Here is a 15,249-nt window from a genome sequence, read left to right as displayed (position 1 = left end):
CACTCTTGGACCCGCGGGTGGGCCCGTCAACGAACTAAACGTTCAAGTTTCGCGTCGTGGTCCGACATCCGTGCGGGCGCGGAGGGAAGCGCGGCACCGAGCGCGGTCGGCTGCGAGCGCGGGCGGCGCGGGTGCGCGCCGTTCCGAGGCCCCTGGGCGAACACACTCAGTTGAACATGTTCAACTGAGTGTGTTCAATGGCACCATGACATCGACGCCCGTGGTCGACCACCAGCTCGCCCCCGCAGCGCTCGCGGGGGTCCAGGCGGCGGTCGCCCTCGGGGCCGTCGTCGTGCTGCCGCTGGGCCTGCGCCTGCTCGACGCCGCAGGCGCGGTCCGGGTGCCCCGTCCGAGGTCGCCGGGCTGGCCGCTCGTCGGTGCGGCCGCCGCGCTCGCGCTGCTGCTCCCGCGCGGTCCCGCCGCGGTGGGGGCGGCGGTGCCGTTCGCCGTCGCCACCGTCGTGCTGCTCCTCGCAGCCGGGTGCGCGTGGACCGCACCCCGGACCCACCGCCGGGGTGTGTCCGACGTCGCCGTCACCGTCGCGCTGGGCGTCACGACCGTCGGGGCCCTCGCGCTCGTCGCCGACCGCGCGGGTGCGTCGGTGCTCGGTTTCGACGGGGACATCCTGCTGCTCACGGTGCCGCACATGCTCTTCGCCGGCTTCGGGGCGTGCCTCGCCGCGGGCCTGGCCGTGCGCGCCGAGGCCGGCGGTGGCAGCCGGCTCGCCCGCGCCGGCGCCGCCGGTGTGACGCTCGGCGTGGCGGCGGTGCTCGTCGGCTATCTCGTGTCGCAGGAGGCGGAGCTGGTCGGGACCGTCGTGCTCACGGGCGGCATCTGGTGCGCCACGACGGCCGCGTGGCGCGCGGCGCGCGCAGCCGGGCGGGGAGGCGGCTCCCGTGCGGCCGGCGCGTGGGCGGCGACCGCCGTGGCGGGCAGCGGGGTCGCGATGCTGCTGGCGCTGTGGTGGGCGGTCGGCGGGGTCGTCGACGTCCCGCACCCGGACCTGTCGTGGATGGTCGCGACGCACGGCGCGCTCAACGCCCTGGCCGTCGTCCTCGGCTCGCTCGTCTCCCTGCGGCTGCGTTCGGCCCCGCGCGTCGGCGTCGCCGCACCGGTGCCCGCACGACGGACCGGGACGGGAGAGTGGTGAGCGTGGACGACGACCTGACGTACGCGCCCGTCGGGGCGACCCGGGAGCGTGCCGGCGCGCCGTGGAGCCGGGCGGGCGTGCCGCCCGGCGACCGCGTGCTGCGCGTGCGCCACCGCGTCGTGCGCGGCGGTGACGAGGCGGCCCGCGCGGCACTCGCGGACGACGTCTGCGCCTGGCGGGTGCACCGCACCGCGGGCGTGCGGGTGCGAGCCGACGGTGCCGCGGCACCCGGCCGGCGGGTCGTGACGCTCCTCGGGGTGGGCCCGGTCGCGCTGCGCGCCCCCTGCCGCGTGGTGTGGGCGGACGACGAGGGCTTCGGGTACGGCACGCTCCGCGGCCACCCGTTCGCCGGCGAGGAGGCGTTCCGCGTGGTGCTGTGCGACGGTGACGTCTGGCTCGACGTCGAGGCGTATAGCCACCCGGCGTGGCCGGGCGTGCGGTTGCTCGGGCCACTCGTGCCGCTGGGCCAGAGGCTCTACGTCCGTATGCTCGCCCGCGCAGCCCGTCGGCTGCACCGGGCACGGCAGCGAAGGGTGGGGACGGCATGACGCTCGTCGACAACGGGATCTACGTCGAGGGTCGACGGACGCTGACCCCGGTCACGCTCGAGGAGACGTTCGAGCAGCTGCGGGACCACAGCGGGATGGCGTGGATCGGGCTCTACCGGCCCGACGCGGACGAGATCCACGCGCTGGCCGCCGAGTTCGACCTGCACCCGCTCGCGGTCGAGGACGCGCTCAAGGGGCACCAGCGCGCCAAGATCGAGCGCTACGGGGAGACGCTGTTCGTCGTCCTGCGGCCGGCCTGGTACCTCGACGCCGAGGAGCAGGTGGAGTTCGGCGAGGTCCACCTGTTCATCGGGCCGGAGTTCGTCGTGACGGTCCGACACGCGACGAACCCCGACCTCGGCGCCGTGCGACGCCGGCTCGAGGCCGCGCCCGAGCTCCTCGCGCTGGGACCCGAGGCGGTCCTGTACGCCGTGTGCGACGAGGTCGTCGACGGGTACGCGCCCGTCGTCGCCGGCCTCGAGAACGACATCGACGAGATCCAGGACCAGCTCTTCGGCGGCGACCCCGCGGTGTCCCGGCGCATCTACGAGCTGCTCCGCGAGGTGATCGCGTTCCAGCGCGCCACCGGACCGCTGCGCGACATCCTCGACGGCCTGCTGCGCGGCGCCGACAAGTACCGGGTCGACGTCGAGCTGCAGCGCCGCATGCGCGACGTCCTGGACCACGCGCTGCGCATCAGCGACCGCGCCGACTCCTTCCAGGTGCTGCTGGAGAACGCCCTCACCGTGCACTCCACCCTCGTCACCCAGGCGCAGAACGAGGAGATGCGCCGGCTGTCCGAGGCGAGCCTGGTGCAGAACGAGGAGACCCGGCGGCTCTCCGAGACGGGCCTGGCGCAGAACGAGGAGGTCAAGAAGATCTCCTCGTGGGCGGCCATCCTCTTCGCCCCCACGCTCGTCGGCACGATCTACGGCATGAACTTCACGCACATGCCCGAGCTCGACTGGCGGCTGGGCTACCCGCTGGCCGTCGCCGCCATGGTCGTGATGGGCTTCGGCCTCTACCGGGTCTTCAAGCGGCGCCGCTGGCTCTGAGCACCGGGCGGCGACGCGGGACCGTCACGGCGTCGCCCGAGCGGTCACCCAGGGGCGGTCCGTCCGGGCGTGGTCGAGCGCCCACCCCAGCGCGAGGTCGGCGACCTCCTCCCAGCCGGGCGCACCGCAGGTCCAGTGGTCGCGTCCCGCGAGCTCGCGGTACTCCGTGACGGCCGGCGACCGGTGGTAGTGCTCGGCGTTCTTGCGGTTCACGGACGGCGGCATGATGTGGTCCTCCTCGCCCGCGACGAACAGCAGCGGCGCCCGGTCCGCGTCGTAGTCGACCCAGGTGTCCTGGTGCCCGGGCTTGAAGTTGGCGATCAGGCCGTACTCGAAGACCCAGTGACCCGGCGCCGGGATGGCGTACCGCTCCCACACGCGCCGGGACTCCTCGGCGGTCAGCGTGTTCGCGAACGCGTAGTGGAACTCCTCGGGCGTGAAGGCGACCGCGCGGTGCCGGTTGGCCGGGTTCCTGAGGGCCGGGAACAGGGAGCGCGCCTGGGACACGGGCGTGACCCGGACGCCCTCGGTGGGTGCCGAGTCGATGACGACACCCACGGCACCGAGCCCGCGGGCCAGCAGGAGCTGGGTCAGCGTGCCGCCGAACGAGTGGCCGACGATGATCGGCGGTGTCGTGACGGACTCGACGACGGCGGCGAGGTGGTCGACGGTCGCGGGCACGGTCAGCCGCGCGATCACGTCGGGGTCTGCGCGCAGGGCCTCCACCTCGACCTCGAACCCGGGGTACGCGGGCGCGAGCACGCGGAAGCCCTTCGCCTCGTAGTGGTGGATCCAGTCCTCCCAGCTGCGCGGCGTCATCCACAGGCCGTGGACCAGGACGATCGTGTCGGGGCGGGTGCCGGTCATGTCGGTCTCCTCAGGCGTCGATGAAGGTGAGCAGGTCCTGGTGCAGCCGTTCCCGGTCGGTGTCGGGCAGGCCGTGCGGCCTGCCCGCGTAGACCTTCAGGGTGGCGCCCGCGACGAGCGCGGCCGAGCGCTCACCGCCGACCGCGAAGGGCACGATCTGGTCGTCGTCCCCGTGGATGACGAGGGTGGGGACGTCGACGGCCGCGAGGTCGGCGCGGAAGTCGGTGGCGGAGAACGCCGCGATGCACTCGTACGCCGCCCGGTGGCCGCACGCCATCGACTGCAGCCAGAAGGCGTCGCGGAAGCCCTGGTCGACGTCGTGGGTGCGGTTGTGGCCGAAGAACGGCCCGTCGGCGAGGTCGCGGTAGAGCTGGGCGCGGTCGGCGCGCTCACCGGCACGCAGGCCGTCGAAGACCTCGAGGGGCAGGCCGCCCGGGTTGTCGTCGGTCCGCAGCATGAGCGGCGGCACGGCGCTGACCAGCACGATCCTGGCGACGCGCGCGGTCCCGTGCCGTCCGACGTAGCGGACGACCTCGCCACCACCGGTCGAGTGCCCGACGAGGGTGACGTCCGTGAGGTCGAGCGTGTCGAGCAGCCGGGCGAGGTCGTCGGCGTAGGTGTCCATCTCGTTGCCGTGCCAGGTCTGCGTGGACCGGCCGTGACCACGCCGGTCGTGCGCGACCGCGCGGTGGCCGTGCTCGGCGAGGAACAGCGCCGCGGCGTCCCACGCGTCGGCGTTCAGCGGCCACCCGTGGCTGAGGACCACCGGGCTCCCGTCGGACCCCCAGTCCTTGTAGAAGATCTGGGCACCGTCATCGGTGGTGACGTACGGCATGGTGGGCTCCTCGCGCTCGGCCGGATCAGCAGGTCCAGGCTCGTCCGCCGGCGGTGCGTGGCGCATCACCCGTGGCGCGTAGTCGCGTCGCGCGGACGCGTAGTCCCGGCCCGACGGTCGCGGGGGACAGGGAGAGCCGCGGCGCGAGGTCCCGGTTCGCCGGAGCCCGGCGACAGGCGTCACGGCCTGGGCCGGGCTGCGGGCCTCAGCGGTGCCCGGCCACCCCGAGGAGCAGGTGCGCCGCGCGGGCGTACTCGCCCACGAGCAGCGCGTGCTCGGCGTCGGCCAGGTCGGCGGCCCAGCCGGGCGGGGCGTCGTCGCCGGCCTCGACCACGCGCTGCTGCGCGGCGTCCCGCAGCACCGAGATCAGCGTGTCCATCTGCTGCCACGTCAGCCCGTCGCCCCCCGCCAGCCGGTCGACGGCCCGGCCGAGGGCCCGCAGCACCGTCCGCTCGTCGGCGGCCCCACCGGAGCCCGTCCAGCCGCCCTGCTGGACGGCCGTGGCGATCTCCGCGAGCGCGCGGCGCACGTCCCGGTCGCGCGACGACGCGAGCTCGCGGGCCAGGTCCGTCAGCCGCTCGCGGGCGGAGTCGGTGCGCAGCCCCCAGCCGAACGGCAGCTCGGGGTCGTAGTCGGCGTCGCCGACGTTGATCGGCTCCTGCTCGGGCGTCCGGGGCCATGTCATGCCGAGGCGGCCCGTGAACGGCGCGTCGCCGAACAGCACGTCCGCGACGCCCGCGCCCTCGCTCCCGGGCAGCCACGACGCGACGAGCGCGTCGACCTGCCCGTCCGGGTCGGCGACGACGTTGGGGCGGCCCGCGACGACGAGGACGACGCACGTGTCGATCGCGCCGCAGACGGTGTCGACCACCGCCTGGTCGGCGGGCGTCAGGGTGAGCTGCTTGCCCGGCTCGCGGGGGACGCCGCCGTCGGACGGGTCCCACGGCCAGCCGGGCCCGTCGACGTCGCCGAAGCCCTCGGCGTACGGGGTCTCGCCCACCACGACGACACCGACGTCGCTGCCGTCGGTCGGCGCGGAGGCGTCCTCGCTGAACGTGACCTGCGCGTCGGGCGCCACCTGGCCGATGCCGGCGCGGATCGTCGTGCCCGGGATCAGGTCCTTCACCGGCTGCCCCTGCCACGTGACGGTCCAGCCGCCCGCCTGGATGCCGATGTTGTCGGCGGCCCGCCCGGCGAGGTAGATGCGCGCGTCCTTCGCCAGCGGCAGCGCACCGCCGCTGTTGCGCAGCAGCACCTGCGACTTCACGACGGCCTCGCGCGCGACGGCCCGGTGCTCGGCCGACCCGATCGACCCCTGGCCGGCGCGGTCGGTGTACGGGTGCTCGAACAGTCCCAGCTCGACCTTCTGCCGCAGGATGCGGCGCACCGCGTCGTCGACGCGCGCCACGGGGACCCGCCCGGCGCGGACCTCGCCCATGAGCGTCGCAACGAACGGGTCCGGGCTGTTCGGCTCCATGAACATGTCGACGCCCGCGTTGACGCTCGCCCGGACCTGCGCGGCGTAGTCGCCGGGGAGCTGCTTGATCGCCTCCCAGTCGCTGATGACGAACCCGTCGAACTCCTGCTCGCCCTTCAGCCAGCCCGTGACCAGCTCGGTCTGCGCGTGCATCTTCACGGGGTTGCCGGTGCCGTCCTCCGTCCAGTCGACGCTGGAGAACGACGGCATGACGGTGCCGGCGCGGTGGTCACGGACCGCGGGGACGTAGGGCGCCAGGTCGATGCGCTCGAAGTCCTCGCGGCTGGTGATCGTGACGCCCTGGTCGATCGTGTAGTCACCGCTGCCGGTGCCGAAGGTGGTGTCGCCGTCCCCGGCGAAGTGCTTGACCGACGCGAGCACGCGGTCGGGCCGGTCGACCTCGCTGCGGGCCGGGCCCTGCAGGCCGTCGATCGCGGTCTCGTTGAGCACCACGAGCGCCGGGTCCTCCCCGAAGCTCTCGTAGGTGCGGCCCCAGCGCAGGTCGCGCGCGACGCAGATGCACGGCGCGAACGACCACTGCGGACCGGTCGTGCGGGTCTCGGCGGCCGTGATGTGGGCCGCCCGCTCGACGAGGCCGGGGTCGCGCATCGCGCCCAGGCCGATGTTGTGCGGGAAGACGGTCGCACCGACGAGGTTGTTGTGCCCGTGGACGGCGTCCACGCCGTACAGCAGGGGGATGGACAGGCGTGTCGACAGCGACTGCGTCTGGAACCCGTCGACCATGTCCGCCCAGCCCGCGGGGGTGTTCGGGGTCGGCGTGGAGCCCCCGCCCGACAGCACCGACCCCAGCCCCAGGGACGCGACCCGGCCCGGGCTGCCGGCGACGTTCGCGCGCTCGGCCTGCGTCATCTGGCCGGCCTTCTCCGCGAGCGTCATCCGCCCGAGCAGGTCGTCGACGCGCTCGTCGACCGGCAGCGTCGCGTCGAGGTACGGGAAGCCGTTCGCGAGGACGGCGACGGTCGCACCGCCGGTGACCGTCGCGTCCGCGGTGGTCGTGCTGAACGTCAGCGGGACGGTCTCGGTGGTCTCCGCGGCGTCGTCGGCCGCGATCTCGACGGCGACCTCCTGCGTGGACCCGGACGTGGCACCGGCCGGGAACGTGACCACCCCGCCGGTCTCGGTGTAGTCGGCGCCGCCGGACGCGGTGCCGGTGCCGGTGGACCAGAAGACCGTCACGGGCGCGGCGAGCGCGGCGCCGTCGCCCGTGGTCGCGGTCAGGGCGACGGTCGCGACGTCACCCTCGGCCGCGGTGACGAGCGGGCTCGACGGGGCGACGGTGACCGGTGCGGCCGCCTGCGCGGCCGGGCCGCCGATGACGACCAGCGGGACCAGCAGGGCCCCGGTGCAGAGCCCGGCGACGAGGCGACGGGCGGACGTGGGCACGGACATGAGCTCCCCCCAGCTCCCGAGCGCGCGTGCACGTCGACGGGCACGCGGTGCGGCGTGCGCACCTCACCATGCTTCGGGGGTGCCGGAGCGCGTGTCAACGGCACGGGCGCCGCCGCCCTGCGCTGAAGGGTTTCGCGGTCAGGCGCCGAGCTCGGCCCAGATCACCTTGACGGTGTCGGTCCGGTACCAGCCGACGTCCCGCGCCAGTCGCCGCGCGATCTGCAGGCCGTACCCGCCGTCACCGGGCGGGCGGTCGCCCGCGAAGCGCGGTACGCCGCTCAGGTCGTGGTCGGCCACCGTCAGCAGGAAGTGGTCGCCGTCCTGCAGGAGCTCGACGGTGGTGGGCGGCCGACCGTGCCGGATCCCGTTGGTCGTGAGCTCGGAGGCGACCAGCACCAGGTCGTGCGCCACGCCGCCGAGGACCGCGTCGGCGGGCTCCCCGGACCGGGCGTCGATCTCCCCGCGGAGCTGCTGCCGGAAGCCCCCGAGGTCGGCCAGGCTGTCGAGCACCCAGCGGCGCACCGGCGTGAACCGTGCCGGGGGACGCGAGGTGGGCAGGCCGCCGTCCGTGCTCGGGCTGCTGCCCGAGGGTGCCGACGGTGTGCTCACCCGCCTGACCGTAGATCAGCGGGCGCCGTTGCGCCCATCCCGACGTGCTGGGCAGGGTCGATCCGACCCCGGCGAACCCCGGCATGACGCCGCCCGGGCTCGCCGGCCCCACCATCCCCATGTGCGGTGTCGGTCCCCGGTGGCATCGTGGCCGCCATGGACACCGACGCCAAGGCCACGCTGCACCGGTACCTGCGCCGCCAGCGCGAGGGCCTCGTCGGCAAGCTCGACGGGCTCGACGAGTACGACGCGCGCCGCCCGCTCACCGGGACCGGCACCAACCTGCTCGGCCTGGTCAAGCACGTCGCGAGCGTGCAGGTCGGCTACCTCGGTGAGGTCTTCGGGCGGCCCGCGCCGCGCGACCTGCCCTGGTACGCCGACGGTGCCGAGCCGGACGCGGACATGGGGGTCCCGGCGGACGAGAGCCGCGCGTCCGTCCTCGACCTGTGGCAGGAGTCGTCGGAGCACGCCGACAGGACGCTCGAGGCGCTGCCGCTCGACGCCGTCGGCGAGGTCCCGTGGTGGAGCGAGCCGCGCGTCACGCTGCACGAGGTGCTGGTCCACGTCCTCGCGGAGGTCGCCCGCCACGCCGGCCACGCGGACGTCCTGCGCGAGCAGCTCGACGGGAGCACGGGGCTCGTCGCGGGGGACCCGAACGTGCCGAGCCGGAGCCCGGACGAGTGGGCGGCGTACCGCGCGCGCATCGAGCAGGCGGCGCGTGACGTGGCGGGGCGCTGACGGCGCGCCCCGCGGCGTCCGCCGGTCAGTCGACGAGGTCGGCGTACTGCGGGTTCCGCTCGACGTACGCCCGGACGAACGGGCACTGCGGGACGACGCGGCGCCCGGCGCCGCGCACGTCGTCGAGCGCGTACCGCACGAGCTGCGAGCCCAGGCCCTTCTCCTGCCGGCCCTCGTCCACGCGGGTGTGCTCGAGGACGACCCGGTCCGCCGCGACGGAGTACCCCAGCTCACCGACCTCTTCGGGGCCGATCCGCAGGACGTAGCGACGCCTCGGCTCGTCGTGCTCGACCACGGGGGTGGGTCCCGTCGGCTCCTCGGTCATGGCGGCTCCCCTCCACGCGGCGCCCGGCGCGGCTGCCGTCCTGGCGAGCGTACTGACGCCACGGCCGGGCGCGACCCGGGCCCCGTCAGGACCGCAGGGCGTCCGCGACCGCGGTGAACGCGGGCTTGACCGCGAGGTCCTCGTCCAGGACGGTCGCCGCACCCTCGCCGGGCGACCAGCCCGGGACCCACGAGTAGCGGTCCGTCACGCCCCACAGGGTCAGGGACGTGCAGCGCTCGACGGCGACGCAGGCGGCGACCGCGCGCCCGTAGTAGTCGGTCTGCTTCTCGACGTCGTCGGGCTCGGCGCGGCCCGCGGCGTCGACGGGGACGCGGACGTCGAGCTCGGTGATCGCCACCTCCAGGCCCAGGTCGGTGAACCGCCGCAGGTTGGTCTCGAGGTCGGACGGGAACGGGTACTGCGTCGACAGGTGGCCCTGCACGCCGAACCCGTGGAGCGGCGCACCGACCGCGAGCAGCTCGGTCGCGAGCGCGAGGTACGCGTCGGACTTGGCCCCGATGGACTCGACGTTGAAGTCGTTGAGGTACAGGACCGCGTCGGGGTCGGCCTCGTGCGCCCAGCGCAGCGCGTCGGCGACGATCGCGGTGCCGAAGCGCGCGAGGAACGGGTTCTCCTCGGTGCGTAGCACGCCCTTGTCGTCGAAGATCTCGTTCGCGACGTCCCAGTGCACGATCCGGCCCTGGTACCGGCCGACGACGGTGGCGATGTGCTCCTGCAGGAGCGCGCGCAGCTCGTCGTCCGTGAACGTGCCGCTCGTGAGCCAGCGCGGGTTCTGCGAGTGCCACAGCAGGGTGTGGCCGCGCACCTGCTGGCCGTTGGCCTCCGCGAAGTCGATCACGGCGTCCGCGCCCTCGAACCGGAACTCCTCGCGGGTGGGCCGCAGGAACTCCCACTTGAGCTGGTTCTCGTGGGTCACCGACGAGAACTGCTCGGCGATCACGTCGCGGTAGGCCTCGTCCTCGCCGAACGGGTCCGGGTAGCCGGACGCGGCGTGGTGCCCGCCACCGGCGACGGCGACACCGATCGCCAGACCCTCGCGGGGCAGGTCGCGCAGGGCGACGTCGGGGGCGGCGGCGGGCGTGGGCGTCGGTGTGGGGGACGGGTCGGCGGCTGACGTGCAGCCGACGAGCGCGAGCGCGGCAGCGGCGCTCAGCACGGCCCCGTTCCGGACGAGCCTCGTTGCTCTCATGGGGCCGAATGGTACGGGCCCCGGGCCTGCGCCCGACGACGGTCCCACGGACCCGCGCGCCCTGCGCCCCGGCCCCGCGTGCCGACGTGCGACGTGCACCGGTCCGCGCGAGGCTCGTCACCAGCCACGTCACCGTCCGAGGGAGCACCCGTGCTGCGAGCCGAGCAGGTCACCGACGCCGTCGCCTACCACGGCGAGGGTCCGTGCTGGTCACCGACGTGGGGTGGTCTGCGCTGGGTGGACATGCTCGCGGGCGACCTGCTGACGCTGGGCGACGACGGGAGCGTGCAGCGCCTGCACGTGGGGGACGTCGCGGCGTTCGTGCGGCCGCGCTCGCGGGGCGGTTACGTCGTGGGGCTCGAACGTGGCATCGGGCTCGCGGAGTCGCCGGACGGCCTGCCGACGCCGCAGCCGGAGCTGTGGTCGGACCCGGGCGTGCGGATGAACGAGGCCGGGTGCGACCCGTGGGGGACGCTGTACGTGGGGTCCATGGCGTACGACGCCCGGCCCGGCGGTGCGCGGCTGTACCGGATCACGCCCGGTGGTGACGTGGAGGTCGTGCTCGACGACGTCACCATCTCCAACGGCCTCGACTTCTCGCCCGACGGCACGCGCGCCTACTACGACGACACCGCGACGGGCCGCACGGACGTGTTCGACGTCGTCGACCGGCGCCTGACCAACCAGCGGCCGTTCGTATCCGGCACGGACGAGAGCCCCGACGGGCTGACGGTCGACTCGGCAGGGAACGTGTGGGTCGCGCTCAACGGTGCCGGCCGCGTCCGCTGCGTGTCGCCGACGGGCGACGTGCTGGCGGAGGTCGAGGTGCCCGTCCGCCTGACGACGGCGTGCACGCTGGGCGGCCCGGACCTGCGGGACCTGTACATCTCCACGTCCCGCGAGCACCTGGAGGACCCGGAGCCCGAGGCCGGTGCGCTGTTCCGCGTGCGCGTCGAGGTGCCCGGTCGACCGGTGCTGCCGTTCGGCGGCTGAACGGACGGCGGTCCCGGAGGCGGGCGCGGGCTCCGGGATGTCGACGTCGTGTGACGGGCACGAGAAGGGCTGCTCCAGCATGGATACCTGTCCGTGACCCCCCGCCAGGATGCTTGCTCAAGGGTCCAGGAACGATCATCGGAGGTATCTGCAACAGTGGCGTATGCCTCGCACCCTTCAAATAGACCTGGACGGGACGTGGACAGAGACACCAGCGTTGCTCGAGAGCATCGAGGATTCATCTGGATCGCGGATCGGCCCGGCCTCCGGGTGAGCGTCATGGCGCGGTCCTCGGCCGAGGCGCGGGAGAAGTTGGTCGCAGAGCACGGTGAGGGAATCGTCTCCCTGCGAAACGAGGATGATGCATCGCGGCCGAGGTGAAGAATCGCCGGAGGTGGGGTGATCATCTCCGTCGGGTCCAGACGTGCCGCCGTCGTCGGGGACGAGTCGACGGCGGCGTTCGCTACCGAGGGCGTCGTGCGTGAGACGACTTCCAGTCACGCGGCATCGACGTCGGACGCACCGGCAAGGTGCGTCGTCGAGATCCTCCGGCGAGGGGGCGGGCTGATGCCACGCGCCCTGGTCGGAGGGGCCTTCACGCCGCACGAGGGAGAGGACCTGGTCATCGAGGTGCGGACGTCGGGGACGGAGCCTGCGGGGGCGCCCACGTGTGCGAGCACGTTGTGGAGTCCGCTCGTGCCGGGTCTCCCGGAAGAGTTTGTGCGTCCATCTGTCGCCGGCGTCCTCAAGGGAGGCCTGCCGGCTGGTCGGTTCACTCTCGACCGCGCGGCGTTCGATCCGGTCGAGTCATCCCCAATGGCTTTCGAGCTGGCCGGAGAGCTGCTCGCGGTCGTTCTCGGCGCCATGTCCGGCGGGCGCGACGTCGAGGAGTCGGCGCGCTCCACGATCGGCGCTTGGCCGTGAGGCCTGCGGCATCGTCTTCTCGAGTAACAGCGGTGCCGAGTGGCGCCGCCAGGTCGTGCGGGCATGGATGTCCGGTCCGCGCCTTCGGTACCGTTCCTCCACGTCCGCCCGGGCGTGGCGTAGCGACGGAGGGCGAGCATGGGCGAGACCGGGACCGCCGCAGGACCTGAGAGCCGCCGGCCGTGGCTGCCGCCGCGCTCGTTCGTCCGCACCGCGTGGGTGGTGCACCGGGGGATCCACCGGGTGTCACGTGGCCGGCTGGGGCTCTGGCCGCCGCGGGGGGACCGCTTCGGCACGATGGTGCTGCACACCGTGGGCCGTCGCACGGGGAACCAGCATCGGGCGATCGTCGCCTACGCCCTCGACGGGCCGGACGTCGTCACCGTCGCCATGAACGGCTGGGGCGAGGGGCACCCGGCGTGGTGGCTCAACCTGCAGGCGCACCCCGAGACGACCGTCGATCTGCCCGACGGGTCGCGGGCGGTGCGGGCGCGCGCGGCAACGGGTGCCCAGCGCGACCGGCTGTGGCGGACGTGGCTGCGCTTCGACCCGACGTTCGACGCGCACGCCGCGCACCGACGGACCGAGACGGTCGTCGTCGTGCTCGAACCCCTCGTGCCGGCCTCGGACGTGAAGGAGGAGGGGCGAGGAACGTGACGCGCGGGCGGTGTTCAGATCGGCCAGGCGATCCTGCTGCGCGCCACGCGTTGGAGTCGTTGTCCCGCGCCGACGACGGCATCGTCGCGCGAACGGCGCGAGCTCAGCTCGAGCGGTGACGCCCCGAGCGTCGGGTCGCTCCGACGACCTGCGCGAGATCGCCGGCGAGCGGATACGGACGCTCGTCCCACAGTTGCTCGACAGCCGAAAGTTGCGCTCAGAGCGCCGCCAACGATTGCCAGACCGGACGGTCCTCCACGACCCAGATCGGCATATTCACCGACAGGACCAGCGCGGGTGTCATCCGCGAGAGTGTCATATCGATACGATGCACGCTCGAAACTATCAGGATCCCTTTTGTCCCCTTGACGCCCGACATGCCCCGGGGGGACGTTGCGTTCCCGGCTCATGGCCGGACTGTCCACTCAAAGAGGAGAGGGATCGATGACGACCCCACACCAGAGGCACCGCCGCGGGCGTCTCGCCGCCGCAGGTGGCCTCACCGCGGCCGCGGTGATCATCGCGCTCGCGGTGCCCGCGCAGGCCGCCGGCAGCACGCTGCAGGCCGCCGCCGCCGAGACCAACCGGTACTTCGGTACCGCGATGGCCGGCCACTACCTCAACAACTCCGGCACGATGACCATCGTCAACCGTGAGTTCAACATGATCACGGCCGAGAACGAGATGAAGATGGACGCGACGGAGCCGTCGCAGAACCAGTTCAACTTCTCGGCCGGCGACCAGATCGTGAACTGGGCACGTTCCAACGGCAAGCAGGTCCGCGGGCACGCCCTCGCGTGGCACTCCCAGCAGCCCGGCTGGATGCAGAACATGTCCGGCGCCAACCTGCGCAACGCGATGCTCAACCACGTGACCAGGGTGGCGACCTACTACAAGGGCAAGATCCACAGCTGGGACGTGGTCAACGAGGCCTACGCCGACGGGAACTCCGGCGGCCGCCGCGACTCCAACCTGCAGCGCACGGGCAACGACTGGATCGAGGCCGCGTTCCGCGCCGCCCGCGCCGCCGACCCCGGTGCCAAGCTCTGCTACAACGACTACAACACCGACAACTGGTCCCACGCCAAGACGCAGGGCGTCTACAACATGGTCAAGGACTTCAAGGCCCGCGGCGTCCCGATCGACTGCGTCGGCTTCCAGGCCCACTTCAACTCGGGCAACCCCGTCCCGTCGAACTACCACACCACGCTCGGCAACTTCGCCGCGCTGGGTGTCGACGTGCAGATCACCGAGCTCGACATCCAGGGCTCCGGCTCCTCGCAGTCCCAGCAGTTCCAGGGCATCGTCCAGGCGTGCCTGTCCGTCGCCCGCTGCACCGGCATCACGGTGTGGGGCGTCAAGGACACCGACTCCTGGCGTGCCTCGGACACCCCGCTGCTGTTCGACGGCTCGGGCAACAAGAAGGCCGCCTACACCGGCACGCTCAACGCGCTGAACGCGGGCGGTGTCCGCGCCACCCCCGGCGGCACGAGCACCCAGCCCACGTCGCAGCCGACCACGCAGCCGACCACGCAGCCGACGGCCAACCCGACGACGCCCCCGCCCACCGGCGGTGGCACCTGCACGGCGACGTACTCCGAGGGCGAGAAGTGGAACGACCGCTTCAACGGGGTCGTGACGATCCGCGCCAACGGCAACATCAGCAGCTGGACCTCGACGGTCACGGTCCGCAGCCCGCAGCGCATCATCGCGACCTGGAGCGGGTCGCCGACGTGGCCCTCGGCCAACGTCATGACGATGCGCCCGAACGGCAACGGTGCGCTGGCCAACGGGCAGACCGCCTCGTTCGGGTTCACCGTCCAGCACGGTGGCAACTGGACGTGGCCGACGGTGAGCTGCTCGGCCTCGTGATCGGCTGAGCGCAGGCTCCACCCCGGCAGCGGGCACGGTCTCCCTCGGGACCGTGCCCGCTGTCACGTCTCGGTGGCAGGGTGCGCGGCGCTGCGCGCGTGGCAGGAGACGTAGGCTCGTGAGCGTGGCCACCTTCTCCTCCGTAGCGCGTCAGCACGTCCTCCAGGCGATCGAGGAGTACGACCGTCGCGGCGGTGACGACTTCCTCGCGGTGTACGGGTTCGTGCCGCAGGACGAGTGGACGGTGCAGCACGAGGGCCGGGACTACGACCTTCCGGCCGTCGTCGGGGTCGCCCACCGCTTCGCGACGGGACGCATCGCGACGCCCGACGACCTCAGCGGCAGCCTGTCGAGCGCGGCAGCGATCCTGCGCAAGCGCGGCTTCGAGGTGACCCAGCCCGGCGGCGGCCCGGTGGCGGCGCCCGCGCGTGCGGCCCGCGCGCCCCAGCGTCGCGCGCCCGCGGCCAAGCCGCGCCGGTCCTCGGCCGAGCCCGAGCGCGTCGCCCCCGTCTGCCCGACGTGCCACATGACGCTGGCCGGCACGGGCAACTGCGACTACTGCGCCTGAGGCGCGACGCC

The 15,249-nt window shown here is 73.4% G+C and carries 15 protein-coding genes; 9 read left to right on the top strand and 6 right to left on the bottom strand.

Annotated elements, in window-relative coordinates; translation table 11 throughout:
• Positions 1 to 205: 205 nt before the first annotated feature.
• The 3 genes from KKR89_RS17570 to KKR89_RS17560 are packed head-to-tail and all read left to right on the top strand — an operon-like array spanning position 206 to position 2,753.
• Positions 206 to 1,150, top strand: coding sequence for a YndJ family protein (locus KKR89_RS17570; protein ID WP_208196596.1), 945 nt, complete (start codon positions 206 to 208; stop codon positions 1,148 to 1,150).
• A 2-nt stretch (positions 1,151 to 1,152) separates the two neighbouring features.
• A complete protein-coding gene (locus KKR89_RS17565) occupies positions 1,153 to 1,698 on the top strand; it encodes a DUF1990 family protein (protein WP_208196595.1) in 546 nt (181 codons plus the stop codon).
• Positions 1,695 to 2,753: a magnesium and cobalt transport protein CorA gene (locus KKR89_RS17560; protein ID WP_208196594.1), complete on the top strand. Its 1,059-nt coding sequence runs from the start codon at positions 1,695 to 1,697 to the stop codon at positions 2,751 to 2,753. The genes KKR89_RS17565 and KKR89_RS17560 overlap by 4 nt, the downstream gene beginning before the upstream one ends.
• A 24-nt stretch (positions 2,754 to 2,777) precedes the next feature.
• Here KKR89_RS17560 and KKR89_RS17555 read toward each other — a convergent pair whose 3' ends face one another.
• The 4 genes from KKR89_RS17555 to KKR89_RS17540 all read right to left on the bottom strand — a co-directional run bounded on the left by KKR89_RS17555 (position 2,778) and on the right by KKR89_RS17540 (position 7,951).
• Positions 2,778 to 3,620 carry an alpha/beta hydrolase gene (locus KKR89_RS17555; protein ID WP_208196593.1) on the bottom strand — a complete coding sequence of 281 codons (843 nt, stop codon included), beginning with the start codon at positions 3,618 to 3,620 and terminating at the stop codon, positions 2,778 to 2,780.
• 10 nt (positions 3,621 to 3,630) lie between these two features.
• On the bottom strand, positions 3,631 to 4,455 hold the full coding sequence (locus KKR89_RS17550; RefSeq protein ID WP_208196592.1) for an alpha/beta fold hydrolase: 825 nt from the start codon (positions 4,453 to 4,455) through the stop codon (positions 3,631 to 3,633).
• 205 nt (positions 4,456 to 4,660) lie between these two features.
• Positions 4,661 to 7,342 (bottom strand): glycoside hydrolase family 3 N-terminal domain-containing protein, encoded by a 2,682-nt coding sequence (locus KKR89_RS17545; protein WP_208196591.1) that lies wholly within the window; start codon positions 7,340 to 7,342, stop codon positions 4,661 to 4,663.
• A 138-nt stretch (positions 7,343 to 7,480) separates the two neighbouring features.
• The gene (locus KKR89_RS17540; RefSeq protein WP_208196590.1) at positions 7,481 to 7,951 is read right to left on the bottom strand and encodes an ATP-binding protein; all 471 of its coding nucleotides are present in this window, start codon (positions 7,949 to 7,951) and stop codon (positions 7,481 to 7,483) included.
• Positions 7,952 to 8,107: 156 nt separating this feature from the next.
• On the opposite strand from KKR89_RS17540, the gene KKR89_RS17535 reads away from it, so the two are divergent.
• The gene (locus KKR89_RS17535; protein ID WP_208196589.1) at positions 8,108 to 8,689 is read left to right on the top strand and encodes a DinB family protein; all 582 of its coding nucleotides are present in this window, start codon (positions 8,108 to 8,110) and stop codon (positions 8,687 to 8,689) included.
• A gap of 25 nt (positions 8,690 to 8,714) precedes the next feature.
• Here KKR89_RS17535 and KKR89_RS17530 read toward each other — a convergent pair whose 3' ends face one another.
• Both KKR89_RS17530 and KKR89_RS17525 read right to left on the bottom strand, forming a co-directional pair.
• On the bottom strand, positions 8,715 to 9,014 hold the full coding sequence (locus KKR89_RS17530; protein ID WP_208196588.1) for a GNAT family N-acetyltransferase: 300 nt from the start codon (positions 9,012 to 9,014) through the stop codon (positions 8,715 to 8,717).
• 85 nt (positions 9,015 to 9,099) lie between these two features.
• The gene (locus tag KKR89_RS17525; RefSeq protein WP_208196587.1) at positions 9,100 to 10,224 is read right to left on the bottom strand and encodes an endo-1,4-beta-xylanase; all 1,125 of its coding nucleotides are present in this window, start codon (positions 10,222 to 10,224) and stop codon (positions 9,100 to 9,102) included.
• Between the two features lie 150 nt (positions 10,225 to 10,374).
• Between KKR89_RS17525 and KKR89_RS17520 the strand changes: the two genes are divergently transcribed.
• The 5 genes from KKR89_RS17520 (at position 10,375) to KKR89_RS17500 (ending at position 15,238) form a co-directional block, all read left to right on the top strand.
• Positions 10,375 to 11,217: an SMP-30/gluconolactonase/LRE family protein gene (locus KKR89_RS17520; protein ID WP_251140945.1), complete on the top strand. Its 843-nt coding sequence runs from the start codon at positions 10,375 to 10,377 to the stop codon at positions 11,215 to 11,217.
• Between the two features lie 399 nt (positions 11,218 to 11,616).
• The gene (locus KKR89_RS17515; protein WP_208196586.1) at positions 11,617 to 12,141 is read left to right on the top strand and encodes a hypothetical protein; all 525 of its coding nucleotides are present in this window, start codon (positions 11,617 to 11,619) and stop codon (positions 12,139 to 12,141) included.
• A 138-nt stretch (positions 12,142 to 12,279) separates the two neighbouring features.
• Positions 12,280 to 12,798, top strand: coding sequence for a nitroreductase/quinone reductase family protein (locus KKR89_RS17510; RefSeq protein WP_208196585.1), 519 nt, complete (start codon positions 12,280 to 12,282; stop codon positions 12,796 to 12,798).
• Between the two features lie 444 nt (positions 12,799 to 13,242).
• Positions 13,243 to 14,670, top strand: a complete 1,428-nt coding sequence (locus KKR89_RS17505; RefSeq protein ID WP_208196584.1) for an endo-1,4-beta-xylanase — start codon at positions 13,243 to 13,245, stop codon at positions 14,668 to 14,670.
• A 124-nt stretch (positions 14,671 to 14,794) separates the two neighbouring features.
• Complete coding sequence (locus KKR89_RS17500; RefSeq protein ID WP_208196583.1) at positions 14,795 to 15,238, top strand: hypothetical protein; 444 nt, start codon at positions 14,795 to 14,797, stop codon at positions 15,236 to 15,238.
• Positions 15,239 to 15,249 lie beyond the last annotated feature (11 nt).

This window comes from Cellulomonas dongxiuzhuiae, from assembly GCF_018623035.1.
In the GTDB taxonomy this organism is placed as follows: Bacteria; Actinomycetota; Actinomycetes; order Actinomycetales; family Cellulomonadaceae; genus Cellulomonas; species Cellulomonas dongxiuzhuiae.
Note: the sequence above shows the minus strand (reverse complement) of the source record. Positions and strands in the feature narration are given on the sequence as shown.

Bases quoted from the DNA above. Each gene is read 5' to 3' on its own strand.
- KKR89_RS17570 (WP_208196596.1), top strand. From the start codon at position 206: ATGACATCGACGCCCGTGGTCGACCACCAGCTCGCCCCCGCAGCGCTC.
- KKR89_RS17505 (WP_208196584.1), top strand. From the start codon at position 13,243: ATGACGACCCCACACCAGAGGCACCGCCGCGGGCGTCTCGCCGCCGCA.
- KKR89_RS17545 (WP_208196591.1), bottom strand. From the start codon at position 7,342: ATGTCCGTGCCCACGTCCGCCCGTCGCCTCGTCGCCGGGCTCTGCACC.
- KKR89_RS17510 (WP_208196585.1), top strand. From the start codon at position 12,280: ATGGGCGAGACCGGGACCGCCGCAGGACCTGAGAGCCGCCGGCCGTGG.
- KKR89_RS17550 (WP_208196592.1), bottom strand. From the start codon at position 4,455: ATGCCGTACGTCACCACCGATGACGGTGCCCAGATCTTCTACAAGGAC.
- KKR89_RS17560 (WP_208196594.1), top strand. From the start codon at position 1,695: ATGACGCTCGTCGACAACGGGATCTACGTCGAGGGTCGACGGACGCTG.
- KKR89_RS17535 (WP_208196589.1), top strand. From the start codon at position 8,108: ATGGACACCGACGCCAAGGCCACGCTGCACCGGTACCTGCGCCGCCAG.
- KKR89_RS17555 (WP_208196593.1), bottom strand. From the start codon at position 3,620: ATGACCGGCACCCGCCCCGACACGATCGTCCTGGTCCACGGCCTGTGG.
- KKR89_RS17525 (WP_208196587.1), bottom strand. From the start codon at position 10,224: ATGAGAGCAACGAGGCTCGTCCGGAACGGGGCCGTGCTGAGCGCCGCT.
- KKR89_RS17530 (WP_208196588.1), bottom strand. From the start codon at position 9,014: ATGACCGAGGAGCCGACGGGACCCACCCCCGTGGTCGAGCACGACGAG.